This window comes from Streptosporangium sp. OZ121 (assembly GCF_051918885.1).
In the GTDB taxonomy this organism is placed as follows: domain Bacteria; phylum Actinomycetota; class Actinomycetes; order Streptosporangiales; family Streptosporangiaceae; genus Streptosporangium.
This window is the reverse complement of sequence record NZ_JBPXMC010000005.1, coordinates 310,008-327,834: the sequence shown is the minus strand read 5'-3', so window position 1 is coordinate 327,834 and position 17,827 is coordinate 310,008. Positions and strand designations below refer to the sequence as shown.

Annotated in this window: 14 protein-coding genes; 11 read left to right on the top strand and 3 right to left on the bottom strand. The window is 67.8% G+C overall.

The features are described 5' to 3' along the window. The first annotated feature begins 123 nt into the window (after nucleotides 1-123). The 6 genes from lon (at nucleotide 124) to ACTOQ1_RS13550 (ending at nucleotide 7,839) form a co-directional block, all read left to right on the top strand. Nucleotides 124-2,493: an endopeptidase La gene (gene lon / locus ACTOQ1_RS13575; RefSeq protein ID WP_440067073.1), complete on the top strand. Its 2,370-nt coding sequence runs from the start codon at nucleotides 124-126 to the stop codon at nucleotides 2,491-2,493. Nucleotides 2,494-2,626: 133 nt separating this feature from the next. Beyond that, nucleotides 2,627-3,547, top strand: a complete 921-nt coding sequence (locus tag ACTOQ1_RS13570) for a Fic family protein (protein ID WP_440067071.1) — start codon at nucleotides 2,627-2,629, stop codon at nucleotides 3,545-3,547. A gap of 134 nt (nucleotides 3,548-3,681) precedes the next feature. After that, the gene (locus ACTOQ1_RS13565) at nucleotides 3,682-4,644 is read left to right on the top strand and encodes a methionine ABC transporter ATP-binding protein (RefSeq protein ID WP_440067069.1); all 963 of its coding nucleotides are present in this window, start codon (nucleotides 3,682-3,684) and stop codon (nucleotides 4,642-4,644) included. Then, the gene (locus ACTOQ1_RS13560) at nucleotides 4,641-5,297 is read left to right on the top strand and encodes a methionine ABC transporter permease (protein ID WP_362683165.1); all 657 of its coding nucleotides are present in this window, start codon (nucleotides 4,641-4,643) and stop codon (nucleotides 5,295-5,297) included. The genes ACTOQ1_RS13565 and ACTOQ1_RS13560 overlap by 4 nt, the downstream gene beginning before the upstream one ends. A gap of 206 nt (nucleotides 5,298-5,503) precedes the next feature. Then, the gene (locus ACTOQ1_RS13555) at nucleotides 5,504-6,064 is read left to right on the top strand and encodes a hypothetical protein (protein WP_440067067.1); all 561 of its coding nucleotides are present in this window, start codon (nucleotides 5,504-5,506) and stop codon (nucleotides 6,062-6,064) included. A gap of 239 nt (nucleotides 6,065-6,303) precedes the next feature. Continuing rightward, on the top strand, nucleotides 6,304-7,839 hold the full coding sequence (locus ACTOQ1_RS13550) for an acyl-CoA synthetase (RefSeq protein WP_440067065.1): 1,536 nt from the start codon (nucleotides 6,304-6,306) through the stop codon (nucleotides 7,837-7,839). A 127-nt stretch (nucleotides 7,840-7,966) separates the two neighbouring features. Here the strand turns inward: ACTOQ1_RS13550 and ACTOQ1_RS13545 are convergent, their stop codons facing one another. Further along, nucleotides 7,967-8,437 (bottom strand): MarR family winged helix-turn-helix transcriptional regulator, encoded by a 471-nt coding sequence (locus ACTOQ1_RS13545; RefSeq protein WP_440067064.1) that lies wholly within the window; start codon nucleotides 8,435-8,437, stop codon nucleotides 7,967-7,969. Between the two features lie 241 nt (nucleotides 8,438-8,678). Between ACTOQ1_RS13545 and ACTOQ1_RS13540 the strand changes: the two genes are divergently transcribed. The 3 genes from ACTOQ1_RS13540 to ACTOQ1_RS13530 all read left to right on the top strand — a co-directional run bounded on the left by ACTOQ1_RS13540 (nucleotide 8,679) and on the right by ACTOQ1_RS13530 (nucleotide 11,828). Further along, entirely contained in the window at nucleotides 8,679-9,788 is a 1,110-nt protein-coding gene (locus ACTOQ1_RS13540; protein ID WP_440067062.1) for an NAD(P)/FAD-dependent oxidoreductase, read from the top strand. Nucleotides 9,789-9,987: 199 nt separating this feature from the next. Continuing rightward, nucleotides 9,988-11,361 (top strand): S1C family serine protease, encoded by a 1,374-nt coding sequence (locus ACTOQ1_RS13535; RefSeq protein ID WP_440067060.1) that lies wholly within the window; start codon nucleotides 9,988-9,990, stop codon nucleotides 11,359-11,361. A gap of 236 nt (nucleotides 11,362-11,597) precedes the next feature. Continuing rightward, a complete protein-coding gene (locus ACTOQ1_RS13530; RefSeq protein ID WP_440067059.1) occupies nucleotides 11,598-11,828 on the top strand; it encodes a hypothetical protein in 231 nt (76 codons plus the stop codon). A gap of 131 nt (nucleotides 11,829-11,959) precedes the next feature. On the opposite strand, the gene ACTOQ1_RS13525 is transcribed toward ACTOQ1_RS13530, so the two are convergent. Both ACTOQ1_RS13525 and ACTOQ1_RS13520 read right to left on the bottom strand, forming a co-directional pair. Then, nucleotides 11,960-12,430 (bottom strand): hypothetical protein, encoded by a 471-nt coding sequence (locus tag ACTOQ1_RS13525; protein ID WP_440067057.1) that lies wholly within the window; start codon nucleotides 12,428-12,430, stop codon nucleotides 11,960-11,962. Further along, nucleotides 12,409-13,854 (bottom strand): RICIN domain-containing protein, encoded by a 1,446-nt coding sequence (locus tag ACTOQ1_RS13520; RefSeq protein WP_440067055.1) that lies wholly within the window; start codon nucleotides 13,852-13,854, stop codon nucleotides 12,409-12,411. Before ACTOQ1_RS13520 ends, ACTOQ1_RS13525 begins: the two co-directional genes overlap by 22 nt. 588 nt (nucleotides 13,855-14,442) lie before the next feature. On the opposite strand from ACTOQ1_RS13520, the gene ACTOQ1_RS13515 reads away from it, so the two are divergent. Beyond that, nucleotides 14,443-15,843, top strand: a complete 1,401-nt coding sequence (locus ACTOQ1_RS13515; RefSeq protein ID WP_440067053.1) for a family 43 glycosylhydrolase — start codon at nucleotides 14,443-14,445, stop codon at nucleotides 15,841-15,843. Nucleotides 15,844-16,304: 461 nt separating this feature from the next. Beyond that, nucleotides 16,305-17,228 (top strand): hypothetical protein, encoded by a 924-nt coding sequence (locus ACTOQ1_RS13510; protein ID WP_440067051.1) that lies wholly within the window; start codon nucleotides 16,305-16,307, stop codon nucleotides 17,226-17,228. Nucleotides 17,229-17,827: the final 599 nt, after the last annotated feature.

Below are 17,827 nucleotides of genomic sequence, written 5' to 3'. Positions count from 1 at the left end.
GCCCGGCCACCCGGGCAGTGATGATTACACGATTACGATCGCTCACAGCGAACTCGCTCAACCCCGGGAACATTCTCAGGCTCCCATTAATTGAGTGTGTATAACTCAACCCTTGGAGTTCACATGAGTGAGAGCTTGATCCTCCCGGTCCTGCCGCTCGACGACGAGGTCGTGCTGCCGGGCATGGTGGTCCCGCTTGACCTGTCGGAGACCGAAGTCCGGGCCGCGATCGACGCGGCACAGGCTCTCGCTGACAACAAGCCGGAGGTCCTTCTCGTTCCCCGGATCGACGGCAGATACGGCTCGGTGGGCGTGAGGGCGATCGTCGAGCAGGTGGGCAGGCTCCCCGGAGGCGAGCCCGCGGCCGTGGTGCGCGGTGTCGACCGGGTCCGCGTGGGCACCGGCACGACCGGCCCCGGCGCGGCCCTGTGGGTGCAGGCCACCCGCATTCCCGCCGTCGCGGCGGGTGAGCGCGCCCACGAGCTCGCCAAGGAGTACAAGGCGCTGGCCACCACGATCCTGCAGAAGCGGGGCGCGTGGCAGGTCGTCGACGCGGTCAACCAGATGGACGACCCCTCGATCCTCGCCGACAACTCCGGTTACGCCCCCTGGCTGAGCACCCCGCGCAAGGCCGAGATCCTCCAGACCGCCGACCCGGCCGACCGCTTGGAGAAGCTGGTCGAGTGGTCCCGCGAGCACCTGGCCGAGCTCGACGTGGCCGAGACGATCCGCAAGGACGTCCAGGAGGGCATGGAGAAGCAGCAGCGAGAGTTCCTGCTCCGCCAGCAGCTCGCCGCGGTCCGCAAGGAGCTCGCCGAGCTGAACGGCGACACCTCCTCCTCCGAGGAGGAGGACTACCGCTCCCGCGTCGAGGCCGCCGACCTGCCGGAAAAGGTGCGCGAGGCCGCGCTCAAGGAGGTCGACAAGCTGGAGCGGACCTCCGACCAGTCCCCCGAGACCGGCTGGATCCGCACCTGGCTCGACACCGTCCTCGACATCCCGTGGAACGAGCGCACCGAGGACTCGTACGACATCGCCGCGGCCCGCGCCGTCCTCGACGCCGACCACACCGGCCTCGACGACGTCAAGGACCGCATCATCGAATACCTGGCCGTCCGCGGGCGCAGGGCCGAGAAGGGCCTCGGCGTGGTCGGCGGGCGCCGCAGCGGCGCGGTACTGGCGCTGGCCGGTCCCCCCGGAGTCGGCAAGACCTCCCTCGGCGAGTCCGTGGCCCGCGCCATGGGCCGCAAGTTCGTCCGCGTCGCCCTCGGCGGCGTGCGCGACGAGGCCGAGATCCGCGGTCACCGGCGCACCTACGTCGGCGCCCAGTCCGGCCGGATCGTCCGGGCCATCCGCGAGGCCGGCTCGATGAACCCGGTCGTGCTGCTCGACGAGGTCGACAAGGTCGGCTCCGACTACCGGGGCGACCCGACGGCCGCGCTGCTCGAGGTGCTCGACCCGGCGCAGAACCACACCTTCCGCGACCACTACCTGGAGGTGGAGCTCGACCTCAGCGACGTGCTCTTCCTGGCGACCGCCAACGTGCTGGAGGCCATCCCCGGCCCGCTGCTGGACCGCATGGAGGTCGTGACGCTCGACGGCTACACCGAGGACGAGAAGGTCGCGATCGCTCGCGACCACCTGCTCCCGCGCCAGCTCGACAAGGCCGGTCTCACCGCGGAGGACGTCACCGTCGGCGAGGACGCGCTGCGCAAGCTCGCCGGCGAGTACACCAGGGAGGCCGGGGTCCGGTCTCTGGAGCGCTCGATCGCCAGGATCCTGCGCAAGGTGACGGCCAACGTCGCGCTCGGCGAGAGCGAGCTGCCCGTGACGGTGGAGGACCTGGTCCCCTACCTGGGCCGCCCGCGCAACGTGCCGGAGTCCTCGCTTCCCGAGTCCAGCCAGCGTACGGCGGTGCCCGGCGTGGCCACCGGCCTGGCGGTCACCGGGGCGGGCGGTGACGTCCTCTACGTGGAGGCGTCCCTGGCCGACCCCGAGACCGGCGACACCGGCCTGACCCTGACCGGCCAGCTCGGCGACGTCATGAAGGAGTCGGCTCGGATCGCGCTCTCCTACCTGCGCTCGCGGGGCGCGGAGCTGGAACTGCCGGTCGGTTCCCTCAAGGACCGCTCGGTGCACGTCCACTTCCCGGCCGGAGCCGTTCCCAAGGACGGCCCGTCCGCGGGCGTCACCCTGATCACGGCCCTGGCCTCGCTGCTCTCCGGGCGTCAGGTCCGCGCCGACGTGGCCATGACCGGCGAGGTCTCCCTCACCGGCCGGGTGCTCCCGATCGGCGGGGTCAAGCAGAAGCTGCTGGCCGCCCACCGGGCGGGCATCACGACCGTGCTGATCCCGGCGCGCAACGAGCCCGACCTGGACGACGTCCCGCAGGCCGTCCGCGACGAGCTCACCGTGCACACGGTGAGCGACGTGCGCGAGGTCCTGGAGATCGCGCTCACCCCGGCCAAGGTGGCCCAGCACACCGCCGCCTGACCCGCGTTCCCCGCGACGGCCCGCCCCCTCCCCGGAGAGGGCGGGCCGTCGCCGTTCTCGTACGGAACGGGCTTAGCGAATATAAATGGACGAATCATTAAGTCGATTGACTGAATGATTCGGTCATGGTGGCATGGGTTCCATCCTGTACGGAACGCCTCTCCTGGAGGCCGTCGACGAAGCGGTGCTCGGCGAGATCGAGGAGATGCGCCGCGACCTCAAACACCGCCTCGCGGAGACCCACCGCTGGGACGGCCGGCTCCGTCGCCAGCTCCAGGCGCGGGCCATCCAGGGCTCCAACTCGATCGAGGGCCACCGGGCCAGCGTCGAGGACATCGAGTCCATCATGGCCGGTGAGGAGCCGCTGGACGCCTCCGCCGCGGTCGCCAGGGAGATCTCGGGCTACCAGCAGGCGCTGACCTACATCCAGCTGCTCTCCCGGGCGCCGGTGTTCGCGTTCGACGCCGGCCTGCTCCACGCGCTCAACTTCATGATGATCGGCCACCACCACGACAGGACGCCGGGTACGGTGCGGCCCGGGGGCATCTACGTCCGCAACTCCGCCACCGGGGAGGTCGTCTACGAGGGCCCGGACGCCGAGGGGCAGGGCAGGAACACCTATGACTACTACGACGCCCTGGCCGGGATGCAGAGGCGGGGCTGGAGCCCGCACGGGGACACGCTGCACTGGGTGCGCTTCTGCCTGCGCGCCCACCATCTCCAGGCCCAGCGGGTCGGGCGCAGGCTCTCCGAGGCGGGGGAGGTGTGGATGCTCCTGGAGGAGCGGGTCGACGCCGACGGGCTCGACACCCGCACCGTTTCGGCGCTCTACGAGGTGTTCGTCAACCGGCGGCTGCGCCGGAGCAGATACCAGCTGGACGAGTCGCTCAGCCAGGGGCAGGCGGCCAGGGACCTGCGGGACCTGGCGGCCAGGGGGTGGCTCACGCCGTACGGGGAGACCAAGGGCCGCTTCTACGCGCCCGGGGAGAGGATGCGGGCGATCAAGGAGGACCTCGCCCAGCGGGTCGTCCCCCTGCGGGACCCGTACCGGTGATGACCAGGCGTCACGGGGATCGACCGGGTACGGCCGCGGGCGCTCTCGCCGGAGACGGGTGTTCGTGACCGGTGATCGGTTTCACATAACATGTCGGGAATGAGGGCAAAGCAAGGGCGCGTTGGTGACCAGCTGTGATCGATGTTTCTGGCCTGCGGAAGGTCTATCAGGATCGGGGCCGAGAGGTGGTCGCCGTCGACGGCGTGGATCTCCACGTCCGCGAGGGTGAGATATTCGGCGTGCTCGGGCAGAGCGGCGCCGGTAAGAGCACCCTGCTGCGCTGCGTGAACCTGCTGGAGCGACCCACCTCCGGCACCGTCTCGGTGGCGGGCCAGGAGCTGACCTCCCTGCGCGAGGGCGACCTGCGCAGGGCCCGGCAGCGGATCGGGATGATCCACCAGCACTTCGCACTGCTCTCCTCCCGCACGGTCGCCGGGAACGTCGCCTTCCCGCTGGAGGTCATGGGAGTGGCCAAGGCCGAGCGCGTCAGGCGTACGGCCGAGCTGCTGGAGCTGGTCGGGCTGGCCGACAAGGCCGGGGCACACCCCGCGCAGCTGTCGGGCGGGCAGAAGCAGCGGGTCGGCATCGCCCGCGCGCTGGCCGGAAGCCCCCCGGTCCTGCTCTCGGACGAGGCCACCTCGGCGCTCGACCCCGGTACCACGCAGTCGATCCTGGCCCTGCTCAAGCGCCTCAACCGCGAGCTCGGCCTGACGATCCTGCTGATCACCCACGAGATGCACGTCGTCAAGTCGATCTGCGACTCGGTCGCCGTCATGCGGGACGGCCTGGTCGAGGAGTCGGGGACCATCCCCGAACTGATCTCCAGGCCCGGCTCCAGGCTCGCCGCGGAGCTGTTCCCCCTGCCGGAGCCGGAGCCGGGGCAGGTCACGATCACCTTCACCGGGCAGGCCGACGAGCCGGTGGTGTCGCAGGTGGTCCGCAAGTTCGACGTGGACGTCAACATCCTCGGCGGAGCCCTGGAGGAGGTGGCGGGCCTCTCGACGGGACGGCTGCGCCTGCTCGTCACCGGTGACGAGCGCGCCGCCGCGCTCACCTACCTGGCCGAACGCGGCCTGCTCGTCGAGGAGGCCCGATGACCTGGGAAGAGATGTTCCCGCTGCTGATGGAGTCGACCGGTCAGACCGTCCAGATGGTCCTGTGGTCGACCCTGTTCACGGTGATCCTCGGCCTCCCGCTCGGGGTGGCCCTGGTCGCCACCGACCGGGGCGGGCTGTTCCCCTCGCCCGCGCTCAACCGGGTGCTCGGGCTGGTCGTCAACATCGGCCGCTCGCTGCCCTTCATCGTGCTGATGATCGCGATTCTCCCGCTGACCAGGCTGATCGTCGGCACGACCATCGGCACCATCGCCTCGGTGGTCCCTTTGACGCTCGGCGCGGCGCCGTTCTTCGCCCGGCTGGTGGAGACCGCGCTGCGCGAGGTCGGCAGGGACAAGGTGCAGGCGGCCCAGGCCATGGGGGCCGGGCGCGTGACCATCGTCGGCAAGGTCCTGCTGCCCGAGGCGATGCCCGGCCTGGTCGCGGGGCTCACGGTGACCGTGGTCGCGCTGATCTCGTACTCGGCGATGGCCGGGGCGATCGGCGGGGGAGGGCTCGGGGACCTGGCGATCCGCTACGGCTACCAGCGCTTCGAGACCACGCTCATGATCGTCACCGTGGTGGTGCTGGTCGCCGTCGTGCAGATCGTGCAGACCTTGGGGGATACCGTCGCCCGCCGTCTCGCGCGTAACTGACCGGATATGTCACGCTGATCATTTAGCTTTGTTTCATGATTTATGCGGTAAGTAATCTGATTTGATCATTGGCGTGGCCTGGTGTTTCAAGTGAAGTGAAAGTCAGGGGCAATCGGCGCATCGTACAACATGTGTGTCAGAATCCTCACTCCCGAGAGGAACCCCTCGAAATGCGATTCGCCAGCCGAATCCTGTTGGGCACCGGTATGGCTGCCCTTCTCGCCATGGGCGCCCCGGCGATGGCCAACGCCGAGACCGCGACCCCCGTCCAGACCGCCACCGCCGCGACCCCCTACTTCGCCGACTCCTGGGGACCGTACTACTCCGGTGACGAGAAGGCGGAGGCCGAAGGCAAGGTCGCCGTGGAGAAGAAGTCACAGAAGCACTGGTACTGGAAGAAGTATTCCAAGATCGTCAAGAAGTGCTACTGGCACAAGGGTGAAAAGAAGTGCAAGTGGGTGAAGCAGTGGTTCAAGAAGCGCGCGTGGAAGTGGGAGCACGAATACCACTACACCGTCGGTAGCAAGCTCACCAACCACAAGTGGTGGAGCAAGCCCAAGCACTTCTGTGCGTGGGAGACCTTCAAGGTCGTGGGCTTCGACGGCTCGTCCACCTTCAAGAGCTTCAAGAACTGCTCCAAGAAGCCCGCCTTCTACTCCTTCTCCGGCACGGACGCCGAGCACATCTACGTCAAGGTGAGCCGGGGCAACCACGGCCACCCCAAGGGTTACCAGAGTGGCTGGGAGCACATCTACAGCCACGCCTGATCCGCACGGCCGAGGCTCTCCGGAGCTCGGGCCACGCTGCGCACGGCCCGAGCTCCCAGGAGTACGACCACGCTGATCCACCCGGCCGGGACCCTCCCGGGTACGGCCACCTCCGATCCACCCGGCCAGGACTCTCCCGAGGCCTGAGCACCCCCTGGGCCGCGACCTCACCCGAGGTCGCGGCCCAGTCGCGTGCGGGCACTTCTCACCGAACTTCTCGCCGAGTAATGTTCGGTTTCATGCACCCGGGAGCGATCGCAGCAGTCTCGCCCGACAAACCCGCTGTGATCATGGCGGGCTCCGGACGGGTCGTCACCTACCGTGAGCTGGACGAGGAGTCCAACCGCCTCGCCCACCTCTTCCGCGCCGCCGGGCTGCGACCGGGTGACCACATCGCCTTCATGCTGGAGAACCACCCGCTGTTCCTGGCGGTCGCGTGGGCCGCGCACCGCTCCGGCCTGTACTACACCGCGATCAGCCCGCGGCTGAAGACCGACGAGCTCGCCTACATCGTCGACAACTGCGAGGCCCGGATCTTCATCTCCTCGGCCGCCCTCGCGGACGTGGCCGTCTCCATCGCCGACCGCACCCCGGGCGTCGGGCTCAGGCTCATGCTGGACGGCGTGGCCCCGGGCTTCGACTCGTACGAGAAGGCCGTCGCGGCCCACCCCGCCACCCCGGTCGAGGACGAGTGCCAGGGCGTGGACATGCTCTACTCCTCGGGCACCACCGGACGGCCCAAGGGTGTCAAGCCCACCCTCTCCCAGGCCTCGCTGGACACGCCGGGGCCGCTGCTGCAGCTCATCCAGTTCCTGTTCGCGCCCTCCGCCGACAGCGTCTACCTCTCCCCGGCGCCGCTCTACCACGCCGCCCCGCTGCGCTACTGCATGACCTTCCAGCGCCTGGGCGCCACGCTCGTCGTCATGGAGAGGTTCGACCCCGAGCAGGCGCTCGCGCTCATCGAGAAGTACCGCGTCACCCATTCGCAGTGGGTGCCGACCATGTTCATCAAGATGCTCAAGCTGCCCGAGGAGACCCGCGCGCGCTACGACCTGTCGTCGCTGACCTGCGCGATCCACGCCGCCGCCCCCTGCCCCGTTCCCGTCAAGGAACGGATGATCGACTGGTGGGGCCCGATCATCCACGAGTACTACGCGGGGACCGAGGGCAACGGCTTCCTGTACGCCGGCTCCCAGGACTGGCTCGGCCACAAGGGCACGGTCGGCCGCCCGCTGCTCGGCGTCGTCCACATCTGCGACGAGGACGGCAACGAGCTGCCGCCGCGCGAGCACGGCACCGTCTACTTCTCCGACGGCCCCCAGTTCGTCTACCACGGCGACGAGGACAAGACGCGGGCCTCGCGCGACCCCCAGGGGCGGGGCTGGACCACCCTCGGCGACATCGGCTATCTCGACGAGGAGGGCTTCCTCTACCTCACCGACCGCCGCTCCTACATGATCATTTCTGGCGGGGTCAACGTCTACCCGCAGGAGGCGGAGAACGTCCTGTCCGTCCATCCGAAGGTGGCGGACGTGGCCGTCTTCGGCATCCCCGACGAGGAGATGGGCGAGCAGGTCAAGGCCGTCGTCCAGCCGCTCTCCATGGACCTGGCGGGCCCCGGGCTGGAAGCCGAGCTGATCGAGTACTGCCGGTCCCAGCTCGCGCTCTACAAGTGTCCCCGGTCGGTCGACTTCCGCGAGGAACTGCCCAGGCACCCCACGGGAAAGCTCTACAAGCGCCTGCTGCGCGACGAGTACTGGCCCGCCGGCTCCTGAGCCGTCCAGCGGTGATGCCCGCGTCCACCTGATCGGCGGGATCGCCGCGACGGGAGGGGTTCGCGTACGGTGACCGGCCGGCCCGCGAGGAGCCGGGGCCGCCGGCGGCCGCCGGGAACCCGGGCGGTCATTCCTCGGTGCAGGCCTGTTCCTCTTCCTCGGCCGAGGTGTTGATGCGGCTGAGAAGCCCGTAGAGCTGGGCGATCTCCTCCTCGTCGAGGCCGGAGCACAGCTCTCGCTCCATCGCCGTGAGCGCCTCCTGCACCTTGGTGAGCGCGTCGGCTCCCGCGGCGGTCATCTCCACGATGTGGCGGCGCCGGTCGGCGGGATCGCGGCGGCGCTCGGCGAGCCCGTCACGTTCCAGATCGTTGAGGATCGCCACCAGCACGCTGGGGTCGACCGCCAGCGCCTCGATGAGGGCCTGCTGGCCCATGGGGCCGCTCTCCTCGAGGTTCATCAGCGTGACGGCATGCCTGGGAGTCAGGCCGGTCACGCCGAGCGCGTGACGCATGCGGACGTTCGTGACGGTGCCGTGGCGGGCCAGGAGCATGCCGAGACGATCCACGGCCCTCGGCGCACGGATGTCCTCGACTCCCATGCCCGTACCGTAGCACGGATCTAACGATCGATGAATCTAAATAGTTGATGCCCTTCAACGATATGTTAGTGTCAACGACGTGCCGGGCGCAGCATCGGCACGTACGGCCTGGTCAGACCCGTTTTCGACGTCCCGGCCGACATGTCCGCCGCGAGGCGGCCGGACCCAGCCGACGGCCGTCCGGGCTCCGCCCGCGCCGGACCAACGTGATTTCGACCCAGAAGGAGATCGGGAACCTGTGATGAGCGATATCGCACCCGCGTGGCAGCCCACCGTCGTCGTGGTCGGCGGAGGCTACGGAGGCATCCGCGTCGCCAAAGCGCTCGACGATGTGGCCGATGTCGTGCTCGTCGAGCCCAAGGAGGCCTACCTGCACAACATCGCCGGGCTGCGGGCCCTGGTGGACCCGGCGTGGCTGCCGCGCATCCACTTCCCTTACGACACCCTGCTCACCCGGGGCAGGGTAATTCGCGACCGGGCTGTCAGCGTCGACTCCAAGCACGTCGTCCTCGCCTCCGGCGAGGAGATCGCCGCCGACTACATCGTGCTCGCGACCGGCTCCTCCTACCCGTTCCCCGGCAAGAGTGACGCCGTCGACATCGACGCCACGCACGAGCATTACCGGACCTCGCATCAGGCCCTCGCGGCGGCCGACAGGGTGCTGCTGCTGGGCGCGGGTCCGGTGGGCCTGGAACTCGCCGGAGAGATCAGGGACACCTGGCCCGACAAGCGCATCACCGTCGCCGACGTCGGCGACGACATCCTTTCCGGTCCGTTCAAGCCCGAGCTGCGCGCCGAACTCCGCCGCCAGCTGGACGAGCTCGGCATCGAACTGCTGCTGGGCAGTTCGCTGCGCGAGGCGCCGCCGACCGCGCCCGGCACCGCCGGGACCTTCACCGTGAAGACCGAGGCGGGCGAGGAGCTCACCGCCGACCTCTGGTACCGCTGCTACGGCGTCACGCCCGTCACCGGCTACCTCGCCGACGACCTGGCCCCCGCCCGCACGGCGAGGCATCTCGTCGAGGTGACCCCCGAACTCCGGGTGATCGGGCAGGACAACGTCTTCGCGATCGGCGACATCACCACCGTGGGCCCGCCGATGGCGGTGTACGCGGGAGAGCAGGCCGAGTTCGTCGCCGCGAACATTCGCGCCCTGATCGCCGGCGAGGGAGAGCTGGGGGTCTACGAGCCGATGCCGCCCGTCATCGTGGTGCCTCTGGGCTCCGAGCGCGGCTCGGGGCAGGTCCCCGGCCAGGACGGCGTCCTCGACGGCCCCACCGTCGCGCACATCAAGGGCCGCGACTTGCTGATCCACTACACCGAAGAGGTCTTCGGGGGCGGTGAGAAGTAGTCGCAAGGTGTCCGTCGGGTGATTTCGAGTGATCGTGACCCTCGCTGAGCACGGCGGATAAAGCCGTTGTCAGAGGATCCCGATCACCGCGATCAGGCTCTTAACCTGCGCTTACACGTCGTCGGGCATTGTTTTCACTAGCCGGGGAGTACCGGCCTCCGCCCGTTCGATCGGGGGGACGTAGGACTTGGGGGAAGACATGGACCCGAACAGGAATGAGCAGCAGGACACACCGGCCGAGGCGACCCCCGGGAACGACGGCTGGACCCAGTTCGGCAAGGTGCCGCCCCGCGCGGGCGCCTACCGCGCCGCCGCCGACACCGGACCGCAGCCGACGCTGATCCACCCGGTGCCGGAGCAGCTCGCCGCCGAGGCGCCCGGGGGGGCCGGCGGAATCGGGGGGATCGGGGGATCCGGAGGGGCCGGGGGGCCCGGGGGATACGGGGGGCCGCGGGGGCGGCTCACCGCAGGGCAGAAGGTAGGTGCCGGTCTCGCGCTGGCGGCCATGGCCGTCGGTGGCGGGGTCGCGGGGGCCTTCGCCGCGACGAGTCTCAACAGCGGCGCCGTCGCCCAGGTCTCGTCGGCCGGCCCGGTGGTCAGCCCGGTCGGCAACGCGACCACGGTCGCCGACATCGCCCAGGCCGTCCAGCCCTCCGTGGTGTCGATCGAGATCAGGACCGCCGCAGGCGGGGGCGAGGGATCCGGGGTGGTGCTGTCGGCCGACGGCCTGATCCTGACCAACAACCACGTGGTGGAGGCCGGGGGGCAGGGGGGCCCGGGCAGCCAGGTGACGGTCAAGTTCAGCGACGGGAAGTCCGCCACCGCGAAGATCATCGGCACCGACCCGGCCACCGACCTCGCGGTCATCAAGGCGGAGGGCGTCTCCGGTCTCACCAAGGCCTCGCTCGGCGACAGCGATCGGCTGAAGGTGGGGGACTCCGTCCTCGCCATCGGCAGCCCGCTCGGCCTGTCCGGCTCGGTCACCGCGGGGATCGTCAGCGCGCTGAACCGTACCCTGACCGTCGGTGGCGACCAGGGCCGGCAGCAGCTCCCGCCCGGCTGGGGCGGGCAGCAGCAGGGTGGCGGGGCCACCACCATCGGCGGCGCCATCCAGACCGACGCGGCGATCAACCCCGGCAACTCGGGAGGGGCGCTGGTCAACGCGGCCGGACAGGTGGTGGGCATCAACACCGCCATCGCCACCAACGGCGGCGAGGGCAGCATCGGTGTCGGCTTCGCCATCCCCATCACCACCGCCAACCAGGTCGCCCAGCAGCTCATCGAGAGCGGCAAGGTCTCCCACGCCTTCCTGGGCGTGAGCGTGACCGACGCCACCGGGGACGCGGGCGGCGCCCTGGTCGGTCAGGTCACCGAGGGAAGCCCCGCGGCCAAGGCGGGCATCGAGCAGGGCGACCTGATCACCAAGATCAACAACACGACCGTGGACGAGGCGGCCACCGTGGTCGGAGCCGTCCGCGGCTTCAAGCCCGGCCAGCAGGTGACCATCGCCTACGTCCGCGACGGGCAGTCCGGCACCGTCACCGTGACCCTCGCCGAGAAGACCGGCGAGTAGGCCCCGGCGCGTAAGGCTCAGCGGCGGGCGCGCCGCCGGGGTCGTGGCCCATGGGCCACGACCCCGGCGGCGCGTTCGTGTCCACGACCCTGCGTACCGGGCCCCGCCGTCCGAGGGAATCCCGGCGGTGTCGGCCTGTCACCTTGAACACGATTTTTGAGAGCGGGTCAGGTACGTCGGAAAAAACGCGCCTTCGTGGTAGGCGCGCGTATCCCATGCCCTTATGATCACTCGGCATGGGCACGCGCCATTTTTTTCTCTCGCTCGGTACGCTCCTGCTGTTTCTCAGCGTCGCCTCGGTTCTCACGGACCACAACGGATATCGAGGCGCTGTGCCGATCTCGATCGCGGGGGCGGGTTTCATGATCGGCGCTCTTGCGCAATCCGTCCTGGAAGTGAAGAAGCGGCTTCCGGGGGAGGGGAACCGGCTCCAGGAGGACTGCGAAGAGGAAACCCCTGAGCCGTAGGTGGCCGGGGCAGGGCCTGATCGTCCCGTCTGTCACATCGTAGGCAAGCCTGACGTCTTGATTCCTCCACTCGACTCGGGCGCGGTGCCCGAGAATGCCAGATCGACCGGACCGTCCTCTCTCAGGCCACCTCAATGGTCCAGCCGGAACCGCATGTTGATGAGAGCCGCGCAAATCAGGTCCGGCGTGAAGTCTTCGTGGTCAAGAGGGTTGCGATGAATTCTGACTTGCCGGACGCGACCCTCTCTGCCGAGGTCGGATTCTGCGCCATAGAGCGCGTCGCCGGAATATTCGTTGACGGCACGCACCTTTCCGGAGATCGAACGCAAGCTTCCGGACCAGGCCCTGTCCCAGGTGTCGAGAGGAGGAGGTGGCCCGTCCCGGAGTTCATATTTGGTCAGACATCTCTCGCTGTCCTTTTCGTTGATCGCTATCTCGTCGTCGGTGCCGATCCATCCCTCCGAACCGGTTTCGATCTCGTCGAGTTCCCACTCTGCCCCAATGCCCGCGACGCCGATCAGGCCGATCAGCCCTGTCCGCCGCGGGATCGATGTCGTGGTCTCCCCGGTCGTGCGGGTGATCAGGACTGGGCGCGGATCCACTGCTGGTTGGTGCCGGTGCCGCAGGCGTACTGCTGGATGTCGGCGCCGTCGGCGGTCGAGGCGTTGGCGACGTCGAGACACTTGCCGCTGTGGCGGGCCCTGAGCTGGTGGTAGCCACCGGTGGCGGTCCACTGCCACTGCTGGTTGGCGCCGGTGCCGCAGGTGTACTGGATGACGTTGGCGCCGTCGGCGGTCGAGGCGCCGGCCACGTCGAGGCACTTGCCGCTGTGCTGGCCGACCAGGCGGAGGTAGCCGTCGCCGGTGTCCTGGAACTGCCACCTCTGGTTGCCGCCGCCGTTCCACGGATACTGCTTCACCTCGGCGTTGTTGGCCGTGGAGGCGCTGACGACGTCCATCACCTTGCCGCTGTGCCGGGCCGTGATCCGGTACGACGGTGCGACGGAACCGGAGATCACGCCGGTGGCGGTGTCGATGGTGACCTGCGGGCTCCAGTTCAGGCTCATGCTCGTGGCGGACGGGAACGTGATCGGCAGCCACACGTACTGGGAGTCGTTCACCGGGCCGCCCCACGCGCCGGCCCACCGGTCGCCCATGTAGAGGTAGCTCGTCGTCGAGGTGCCCTGCACCGGCAGGACGTACGCCGGCTGGGAGCCGAACGTCGTGCCGTCGCCGACGTTGGTCCACCCGCTCCACGGGCCGGAGACGCTGGAGGCCGTCGCGTACCTGGCCTGGTTCGGGTTCCATCCGGTGGCCCCGGACGTCAGCAGGAAGTACGTGCCGCCGCGCTTGAACATGGCCGGGGCCTCGCGGTGGCCGCCGGGCCAGAAGTTGCCGACCAGGGCGCCGACGTTCAGGTAGTCGGAGGTGAGGCGGTAGATGTGCAGGTCGTAGTTCTCGTTCGCGGCCGAGATCATGTACGCGGTGCCGTTGTCGTTGTAGAGGGTGATGTCCCTGGACATGTGCTGGCCCAGGGGGCGGAAGCTGCCGTGGTAGGTGTAGTCGCCGTCCACGGTCGCGGAGGAGGCGACGGCGGCGCGGGCCTGCCCGTAGTCGACGCCGTTCTCCTTGTGCATCCACATGACGTAGCGGCCGGTGGAGCTGTTGTAGATGACCTTCGGCCGTTCGATGTTGGAGACGTTCAGCTCGGCGGCCGACGTACGGGTGAGGACGTCGCGCCGGAACTCCCAGTTCCGCAGGTCGGTGGACCGGTAGACCGAGACGGCGCGGAAGGTGTTGTCGGCGTTGCGGTTCTCGCCGAACCAGTAGTAGTACGTGCCCACCTTCAGCACCCCGCCGCCGTGGGCCTGCAGCGGGTTCCCGGCGGTATCGCGGAACTGCGTCCCGTTGGTGATCGTGACCTCGGCGGCCCGGGCCGGCGCCGCCGGCTGGGCGACGAGGGCACCGGCGATGAGCAGGGCGGCGGCGGTCGCTCTGCCGATCGCCCCGCGTAAGCCTGTTCTCATGGTGATCTACGCCTCCTGAGAGGTGATCGGACCCGGTAGGTGATCTGGACGCACCCGGCGGTGGCCGGTGAAGCCGGTCGGGTTCGCCGAGTACGTCACCACCGGCGCGGGCCGTTCGGCGGCGAGGGGGACGACGTGGCTCGGCACGGTCGCCGGTGACGCGACGCCCGGGGGAGTCGTCCGGCGCAGGGACACGACAGGCACCCTTCTGCGAGGGGCGGAATGGCGTGCAATTGCGTTAGCGCTAACAATCGACGGTCCAGGTTGGCCCGTGGAAACGGGCGGACCCCCTCTGGGACGGGGCGACCGGGGCACGTCGATGTTTCCGCTGTGTTTCCGCAGAGTGTTTACGGCGCCATCGCGGATGTCAACAGATCCGCGGGGTCCCGGAACGCGGATTCGCCGGATCTGACAGGCTTGACCGATCGATTGTGAGCGCACACACTGATGTGGCGCCGACCTGACCTGCCGCTCCGCAGCGGTCGCGGATGGTGTGCCACGCGCATCGGCGTTTCCCGCCTCCTCGTGCGGCGGTTCTCCGTCGATGAATGTTAGCGATAACATTTCAGTGCTCGAAAAGAGGTCCGTATGACGGTCGGCAGATGGGCGGCAGGGACGGCCGCGCTCGTGCTCGCGAGTTCCGCCCTGGTGACGACGGCCTCTCCGGCGTACGCCGCGACGCTGCCGACCGGCGCCCGATCGCTGGAGGCGGTCAACTACCCCGGCCACTACGTCCGGCACGCCGGCGCGCTCGGCCGCCTCGACCCGGTGACCTCCGCGAGCCCGGCCCAGACCAAGCTCGACGCCACGTTCACCGTGGTCAACGGTCTGGCCTCGCCGTCCTGTTACTCCTTCCAGACCAAGAACGGCCTGTTCCTGCGGCATTACGACTGGCGGCTGCGTGTCGACGCCAACACCGGCGACGCGACCTTCCGCGCCGACGCCACGTTCTGCGCCGTGGACGGGTCGGTCGCCGGCTCGACGTCCCTGACCTCCTATAACTACCCGGGCCGGCGGATCAGGCACCGCGACTTCGGGCTCTGGCTGGACACCTACCAGGACACCGCCGGGTTCCGCGCGGACAGCTCGTTCAAGATAGCCGCGCCGTGGGCGCCCAAGACGAACCGCAACCCGGTGATTCCCGGCCTGTTCGCCGACCCGCACGTCATCGCCGCGGGCGGCCGCTACTACCTGTACGCGACGACCGACGGCTACGCGGGCTGGGGCGGCACGTACTACAAGGCGTTCTCCTCCGCCGACATGGTGAACTGGACCGACCACGGCGTCGTCCTGAACCACGGCCCGGACGTGTCGTGGGCCGACGACTCGGCCTGGGCGCCCGCGGTCGCCGCCGCCAACGGCCGGTACTACATGTACTTCAGCGGCGGCGCGGCCTCGGGGAACACCGCCAAGCAGCTGGGGGTCGCGGTGTCCGACTCGCCCACGGGCCCGTTCCGCGACGCGCTCGGCCGGCCGCTCGTCGCCGCAGGCCAGTACTCCGGCCAGGCGATCGACCCGATGGTCTTCACCGACGACGACGGCCGCTCCTACCTGTACTGGGGCCAGGGCGCCGCCCGCGTCGTGCCGCTGAACGGCGACATGACCTCCTTCGACCCCGCGCAGGTGCGTGTGATCACCCCGTCGGGCTACAACGAGGCGCCGTTCGTGTTCAAGCGAAACGGGATCTACTACCTCATGTGGTCGGAGAACGACACCCGAAGCGAGGACTACCGGGTGGCGTACGCCACGGGGACGAGCCCGCTGGGGCCGTGGACCAGGCGCGGCGTCGTGCTGCAGAAGCGGCTGGAAGCAGGGATCAAGGGCACCGGGCACCACTCGGTCGTCCGGGCACCCGGCACCGACACGTGGTACGTCGCCTACCACCGGTTCGCCGTACCGGCGGGGAACGGCACCAACAGGGAGGTGGCCGTCGACCAGATGGAATTCAACACGGACGGCACGATCCGCCCGATCGTGCCCACTCTCTGAGCCGTCCTCCCTGTCGCGACGGAGTGTCCGGAGAGCATCGCTTCGAGGCGACCGTTCTTTCGAGATTGGCAGTTGGCGCAAAGACCGCCAGGACTGTATGGCAGAAGTGGGACCCTAGCTCCAACCTGGGGAAACGCAGATTGCAAGCTAGAGGACTTTCGCGATAAGCGGATGGCCAACGGGTTTCGATCTTGAACCGCGATAGCTATCTCTACAGGGTTAAAGGCGATCCGCCTTCGCCATCTCGCCGTGTGTCGGCGGTCCCTGGCCGCGCTGCAGCTCTTCGGCCGGTCGCGGCTGACGCCGCCCACGCCTTGTTGCCGTCGCAGGACGAGTGTTCCATAACTCGAAGGTCCTAAAAAAGGCGTACGGCCAGCTTTGGTGACCACCACCGCCACGCGGTTTGTCCTCTAGATGTATACCCCGGACAAAATGCAAGACATGTTGTAGGGTTCATTTTCATGCGGAGGTGGGTACTTGCGACAAGTGTTGCGCTGGGAGTTACGGCGAGCCTGCTGCAACTAGTCTCATGGGCATGGACGGATTCCCGTGCGTGGGTAAATTCGCATGGGCTCATATTTTCATTCGCAACTTTCGTCCTCATAGTAATATCGCTTGCTCTTTGGTATCGCACCCAGGAAACCGGAAATCCCTCCGACGATCCGAGTGATCAAGCTAGCCGGACGGCCTCCAGTATTGAAGTCTTAAATTTGACTTCACATGGGCCACTTCTCGTTCCATTCAAGGAATTTGAAATAGGGATCTTCGTTCACAATGGACCAATCGAAAAAATTCGAAATATTGACATTGTTGTCTCATCCGAGAATACCTACTTCCAAATGTCTCAGACTTTCAAGCCGACTATCTCTGGGCGCCTCCGCCACGCATCTGCGCGTAAAGATCATTCGGGTAGAATTGTTGAAGATACTGCACAAAATGAGCTCATCGAGTGGATGAGAAGTTACCAAGTAGATGGCCGCGAGGTGGCTGATGGAACAGTCGCTGCAACATCGTCCGGAGACATGCTGAGCCGAGGTGTTCGCCGCATTTATCATGCTGCCGTCACGCGCCCAATTATGGGTACTAGTAAGTACATGGTTAATCGCATTGCAATTGCGGATGCGGTTGCTGGCGTGTTTAAAATTGCAAGGCAAGAGAATCTGGAGAACGGCGATTCGCTAACATCGGTTTGCTTCCCCTTGCTGGGGGCAGGGCGTGGAGAGGTGAAGGCGGCAGATAGTATCGAAATAATCCTTCACGCTGCACTCGAAGAAATCGCTGAAGACCGCCGCAGGGGCCAGTCGTGGACGCTGCATTTTATATCGTGGAAGAAGTCGGAAACGGAGATGATTATAAAAGCGGTACGCTCTGTGGGTCGCCAATAGTGATAGTGGATAAAGCTGGCGCTGCCGCATGAATGACCGAGTTCCGCCCTACCGCTTGGGTCTGGCGGGTTATGCTGCGCCCTGAGGCCGTTCTTGCCTGCCGCCCGCCTATGTCTGGCCTACTCCGACGAGTGTCCCGCAAACGATCAAAGCTCTTTCAATGCAGCCTGCTTGCCGTGATCATTGGTAAATGCCAGCTCAGGAGCCAGGTTGCGGGCCGTGATTTCCCCGCCCCCGCTGCCGGAGTGTTCGTGCCCTTCGGTCGGCGTCAACTCCGTCTGTACCTGTTGGGTGTGGGGTACCGGTGTACGTCGTGGGGAACGGATACACGAAGACGGAGTTGCCCCCTCGGCCGGGACACGCAATCTGGCAGCTGTCGGAGGCGGGGGAGGAACGGGCCAGGAGCCTGCATGGTGGCCCCTGGCAGGCGTGGCGACGCCGTCCCTCCGAAGCGCACGCCGCCACGCCCGTTCTACCGGGCTCTACCGGACAGCAGTGCCGCCCAGATCACCCGAGCTTCGGGGAAAGACCATCGGCACGTCTCGTGGATCTCGTGCTCGCGGTCGAGTTGAACGGTTCGCCGGATGAACGTCTGCCCG

What these genes read in the sequence shown, in the direction of transcription:
- ACTOQ1_RS13530 (WP_440067059.1), top strand. Translation starts at nt 11,598, where the DNA reads ATGGGCACGCGCCATTTTTTTCTCTCGCTCGGTACGCTCCTGCTGTTT.
- lon (WP_440067073.1), top strand. Translation starts at nt 124, where the DNA reads ATGAGTGAGAGCTTGATCCTCCCGGTCCTGCCGCTCGACGACGAGGTC.
- ACTOQ1_RS13520 (WP_440067055.1), bottom strand. Translation starts at nt 13,854, where the DNA reads ATGAGAACAGGCTTACGCGGGGCGATCGGCAGAGCGACCGCCGCCGCC.
- ACTOQ1_RS13545 (WP_440067064.1), bottom strand. Translation starts at nt 8,437, where the DNA reads ATGGGAGTCGAGGACATCCGTGCGCCGAGGGCCGTGGATCGTCTCGGC.
- ACTOQ1_RS13555 (WP_440067067.1), top strand. Translation starts at nt 5,504, where the DNA reads ATGGCTGCCCTTCTCGCCATGGGCGCCCCGGCGATGGCCAACGCCGAG.
- ACTOQ1_RS13560 (WP_362683165.1), top strand. Translation starts at nt 4,641, where the DNA reads ATGACCTGGGAAGAGATGTTCCCGCTGCTGATGGAGTCGACCGGTCAG.
- ACTOQ1_RS13540 (WP_440067062.1), top strand. Translation starts at nt 8,679, where the DNA reads ATGAGCGATATCGCACCCGCGTGGCAGCCCACCGTCGTCGTGGTCGGC.
- ACTOQ1_RS13510 (WP_440067051.1), top strand. Translation starts at nt 16,305, where the DNA reads ATGCGGAGGTGGGTACTTGCGACAAGTGTTGCGCTGGGAGTTACGGCG.
- ACTOQ1_RS13515 (WP_440067053.1), top strand. Translation starts at nt 14,443, where the DNA reads ATGACGGTCGGCAGATGGGCGGCAGGGACGGCCGCGCTCGTGCTCGCG.
- ACTOQ1_RS13535 (WP_440067060.1), top strand. Translation starts at nt 9,988, where the DNA reads ATGGACCCGAACAGGAATGAGCAGCAGGACACACCGGCCGAGGCGACC.
- ACTOQ1_RS13570 (WP_440067071.1), top strand. Translation starts at nt 2,627, where the DNA reads ATGGGTTCCATCCTGTACGGAACGCCTCTCCTGGAGGCCGTCGACGAA.
- ACTOQ1_RS13550 (WP_440067065.1), top strand. Translation starts at nt 6,304, where the DNA reads ATGCACCCGGGAGCGATCGCAGCAGTCTCGCCCGACAAACCCGCTGTG.